Annotated in this window: 5 protein-coding genes; 4 read left to right on the top strand and 1 reads right to left on the bottom strand. The window is 72.6% G+C overall.

Annotation, left to right across the window (positions count from 1 at the left end; genetic code table 11):
• On the top strand, positions 1-474 hold a 474-nt coding region (locus VE172_RS11150), incomplete at its 5' end, for a response regulator transcription factor (protein WP_324801254.1).
• On the top strand, positions 471-1,910 hold the full coding sequence (locus tag VE172_RS11145; RefSeq protein WP_324801252.1) for a sensor histidine kinase: 1,440 nt from the start codon (positions 471-473) through the stop codon (positions 1,908-1,910). The genes VE172_RS11150 and VE172_RS11145, both read left to right, overlap by 4 nt.
• On the opposite strand, the gene VE172_RS11140 is transcribed toward VE172_RS11145, so the two are convergent.
• Complete coding sequence (locus tag VE172_RS11140) at positions 1,882-2,523, bottom strand: TetR/AcrR family transcriptional regulator (RefSeq protein ID WP_324801249.1); 642 nt, start codon at positions 2,521-2,523, stop codon at positions 1,882-1,884. The genes VE172_RS11145 and VE172_RS11140 overlap by 29 nt on opposite strands.
• 53 nt (positions 2,524-2,576) lie before the next feature.
• Here VE172_RS11140 and VE172_RS11135 point away from each other — a divergent pair, with 53 nt between their 5' ends.
• Together VE172_RS11135 and VE172_RS11130 are read left to right on the top strand one after the other, a co-directional pair.
• A complete protein-coding gene (locus VE172_RS11135; protein ID WP_324801248.1) occupies positions 2,577-3,398 on the top strand; it encodes a class I SAM-dependent methyltransferase in 822 nt (273 codons plus the stop codon).
• A 56-nt stretch (positions 3,399-3,454) separates the two neighbouring features.
• On the top strand, positions 3,455-4,295 hold an 841-nt coding region (locus VE172_RS11130; protein ID WP_324801244.1), incomplete at its 3' end, for a dolichyl-phosphate beta-glucosyltransferase.

Below are 4,295 nucleotides of genomic sequence, written 5' to 3'. Positions count from 1 at the left end.
CAGCTGCCCGTGCTGTTCCTCACCGCCAAGGACGCCGTGGAGGATCGGGTGCGCGGCCTGACGATCGGCGCCGACGACTACGTCACGAAGCCGTTCAGCCTGGAGGAGGTGCTGGCGCGGCTGCGCAATCTGCTGCGGCGGGCCGGCGCCCAGAACAACGCGCGGGAGTCGGTGCTGAGCGTGGGGGACCTGACGCTCAACGAGGACACCCACGAGGTCTCCCGTGGGGGACAGGACATCGAGCTCACCGCCACCGAGTTCGAGCTGTTGCGGTTCATGATGCGCAACCCGCGGCGGGTGCTGTCGAAGGCGACCATCCTGGATCGGGTGTGGCACTACGACTTCGGGGGTCAGGCCAATGTGGTGGAGCTGTACATCTCGTATCTGCGCCGCAAGATCGACGCGGGGCGGCCGCCCATGATCCACACGCGGCGCGGGGCGGGGTACGTGTTGAAACCGGCGCCGGCGCCATGAAGCTGCGCACCCGGCTGGTGCTGTCGGTCATCGGTCTGGTCGCCGTGGTCGGCGCCGTCATCGCCGTCATCACGACCATCGTGCTTCAGTCCTATCTGTACCACCAGCTGGACGACCAGGTGCACGCCGTGGCCTCGCGGGAGGGTGGGCCGCGGTCGCACGGGCTGGAGTTCGTGGCGATGCCGGGGCAGCCGATCGGCACCCTGGGCGCGATCGTCGACGGCCACGGCAAGGTCACCGACGCCGCGGTCAGCCGGGAGGGCACCAGCCTCACCCCCTTCGATCGGTTGAAGCCGTTGAAATCCGACCAGATCGCGGCGTTCGCCGACATCCCGCACGACTCCCGCGGACACAATGTGGACATTCCGGGACTGGGCGACTATCGGGTCGCCTACGTGACGACCCCCGACGACGACCGGCTCCTGGTCGGGCTTCCCACCCAGAACGTGCGCGACACCGTCAACACGCTGCTGATCGTGGAGTGCTGCGTCACCGCCGCGGGGCTGCTGGCGGCGGGCCTGGCGGGCACCGGGATCGTCTCCGCGGCCCTGCGTCCGCTGCGGCGGGTGGCGGCCACCGCCGCCCGGGTGTCGCGCCAGACCCTGGACCGGGGCGAGGTGCGCCTGTCGGAGCGGGTCCCCGAGCGCGACACCGACCCGCGCACCGAGATCGGCCAGGTCGGGGGGGCGCTCAACCGCATGCTCGACCACGTGGGCGCCGCCCTGGAGGCCCGCCACGACAGCGAGACCCGGGTGCGGCGCTTCGTCGCCGACGCCAGCCACGAGCTGCGCACCCCGCTGGCGTCGATCCGCGGCTACGCCGAGCTCACCCGCCGCGGCACCGAGGACCCCGGGCCCGACACCCGGCATGCCCTGGGGCGCATCGAATCCGAGGCGACCCGCATGACGGGCCTGGTGGAGGACCTGTTGCTGCTGGCCCACCTGGACTCGGGCCGCCCGCTGTCCATGGAGGAGGTGGACGTGTGCGCCCAGGTGATGGACGCCTTCGCCGACGCCCGCGCCGCGGGCGGCGACCACCACTACCGGCTCGAGCTGCCCGACCGTCCGGTGGTGGTGAGCGCCGACGCCGCGCGCCTGCACCAGGTGCTGGTCAACCTGCTGGCCAACGCCCGCACCCACACCCCGCCGGGCACCACGGTCACCGGCACCGTCGCCGCCGAGACCGACGCCGCGGTGATCACCATCGCCGACGACGGCCCGGGTATCCCCGAATCCCTTGTCCCGCACCTGTTCGAGCGGTTCACCCGCGGGGACGCGTCCCGCTGGCGCGGCACGGGCGGCACGGGTCTCGGCCTGGCCATCGCCGAGGCCGTCGTCACGGCCCACAATGGATCCATCGCGGTGGACACCGACGCCGACGGCACCAGCTTCGCGATTCGGCTGCCGGTCAGCCCCGCGCCGAGTTCGTCGGGCTGACGCCGCGCCGCCGCCGGACCGTCGGGCCGCGCAGCGCGCCGCCGATCACCCGTTCCACGATGGCGCGCACGTCGTCGGAGCCGGGGGCGGGGCCGGTCCGGTCGGCGAACAGCAGGTGGGCCGAGCCGATCAGCATCGGCGCCAGCCCGTCCACCTCGGCGTCGGCGGCGATCCGGCCGCGGGCGCGTTCATCCTCCAGATAGGACGCCACCAGGGTCACCGCCTCGGTGAGGACCGGGACGCCGGCGGGCCAGTCGCGGCGCAGCCGCGCCCGCAGCTCGTCGCGGAAGGTGACCAGCGGGACGATCGCCACGGCCACGGAGTCGAACAGCCCGCCCAGGGCGGCGGCGAGGTTGTCGACGATGTCGCCGACCCCCGCGGCGTCGCGCAGGAACGCGGTCTGCGCGTCGATCCGCTTGACGCGATCGAGCACGAACTCGGCGAGGAAGCCGTCGAAGTCGTCGAAGTGGCGGTGCAACACCCCCTTGGCGCAGCCCGCCTCGGCGGTGACCGCGCGGCTGGTCAGCGCGCTGGGGCCGTCGCGCAGCAGGATGCGCTCGGCGGCGTCGAACAGCTGGCGGCGCGCGTCGCGCATGGCCACCCCGGTCGGCATGGTGTCTCCTGGCTCGGTGGACGAGTGGGCACTTGCCCGTTTATAGTGGGCGCATGACCACTATACCGCCGCGACCAGCGGAACCGCCCAACGCCAAGGCCCACGAGCAGCGCGACATCGCCGAATCCTTCGGCGTGGACACCGCCCGCTACGACCGCGCCCGCAGCCGCTACCCCGACGAGCTGATCCGGCGCATCGTCGACACCGCGCCCGGCCGCGAGATCCTCGACGTCGGCTGCGGCACCGGAATCGAGGCCCGCCAGCTCATCGCCGCGGGCCGCACCGTGCTGGGTGTCGAGCCCGACGAGCGGATGGCCGCCTTCGCCCGCGACAGCGGCGTCACCGTCGAGAATGGAAAGTTCGAGGAATGGGACCCCGACGGCCGTCGCTTCGACGCCGTGGTCGCGGGCACCGCCTGGCACTGGGTCGACCCGATGGCGGGAATCGCCCAGGCGGCACGGGTGCTTCGCCCCGGCGGGCCGCTAGTGGTGTTTTGGAACGCCGGAGACCCGCCGTCCGAGGTGACCGCCGCGCTCGCCGCGGGTATGAAGCAGGTTCTTCCCGACTCCCCGCTGCCCTACAGCGCCCGCCGCGTCGCCGACGTCTACGAGGCGGGCTGCGCCAAGGTCGCGGGCGAGATCGCCGAGGCCGGCGGCTTCGCGCCCGCGCGGCAGTGGCGCTTCACCTGGGACGACACCTACACCCGCGCGGCCTGGCTGGAGCAGCTGTCCACCACGGGCGGCTTCACCCAGGCCCCGCCCGGCGCCCTCGACGCCGTGCTGGAGGCCGTCGGTGACGCCATCGACGCCCTCGGCGGCTCCATGACCGTGCGATTCACCACGCTGGCGGTCGCCGCCGTTCGCGACGACACATAGCCGGCGCACAGCTTCGCCAAAGACGCCCTACAGCCCGCGCGGCGAGGCTTCGGTCCATGACAACGACCGAGGCACCAACGACGCGGGGGCTGCCGATCCGGCAACCCGTCCCCGCGGGCCATTATGAGCCCGTGGTGGACGTGGTGATTCCCGTCCACAACGAGCAGGACGATGTGGAGCGGTGCGTGCGGCGCCTGCACGCGCACCTGGCCCGCACCTTCCCGTACGGGTACCGCATCACCATCGCCGACAACGCCAGCACCGACGACACCCCGGCCATCGCCGCGCGGCTCGCCGACGACTTGGCGCAGGTCGCGTTCGTGCGCCTGGAGGAGAAGGGGCGCGGGCGCGCCCTGAAGCGGGTCTGGTCGAACTCCGAGGTGCCGGTACTGGTCTATATGGACGTCGACCTGTCGACCGACCTCAACGCGCTGCTGCCGCTGGTGGCCCCGCTGATATCGGGGCATTCCGATGTCGCGATCGGATCCCGGCTGGCGCGCGGCTCGCGCGTGGTGCGCGGGGGCAAGCGCGAGTTCATCTCCCGCGCCTACAACGCGCTGCTGCGGGGCGGGCTGGCCGCCGGCTTCTCCGACGCCCAATGTGGATTCAAGGCGGTCCGCGCCGACGTCGCCCACCGCCTGCTTCCCATGATCGAGGACACCGGCTGGTTCTTCGACACCGAGCTGCTGGTGCTCGCCGAGCGCGCGGGCCTGCGCATCCACGAGGTCCCCGTCGACTGGGTCGACGACCCCGACTCGCGCGTGGACATCGTCGGGACCGCCGTCGCGGATCTCAAGGGCGTCGCGCGGCTCGCGGTCGCCACGCCCGTCGCGCGCTTCGCCGGCGTCGGCGTCCTGTCGACCATCGCCTACGCCTTGCTCTTCCTGCTGCTGCGCG

The sequence above is a fragment of the Stackebrandtia sp. genome (assembly GCF_035643755.1).
Lineage (GTDB): Bacteria > Actinomycetota > Actinomycetes > Mycobacteriales > Micromonosporaceae > Stackebrandtia.
The sequence above is the reverse complement of the archived record's forward strand: the minus strand, read 5'-3'. Positions and strand labels throughout refer to the sequence as shown.

Excerpts from the sequence above, each read along its gene's own strand:
- VE172_RS11145 (WP_324801252.1), top strand. The coding sequence starts at position 471 with ATGAAGCTGCGCACCCGGCTGGTGCTGTCGGTCATCGGTCTGGTCGCC.
- VE172_RS11140 (WP_324801249.1), bottom strand. The coding sequence starts at position 2,523 with ATGCCGACCGGGGTGGCCATGCGCGACGCGCGCCGCCAGCTGTTCGAC.
- VE172_RS11135 (WP_324801248.1), top strand. The coding sequence starts at position 2,577 with ATGACCACTATACCGCCGCGACCAGCGGAACCGCCCAACGCCAAGGCC.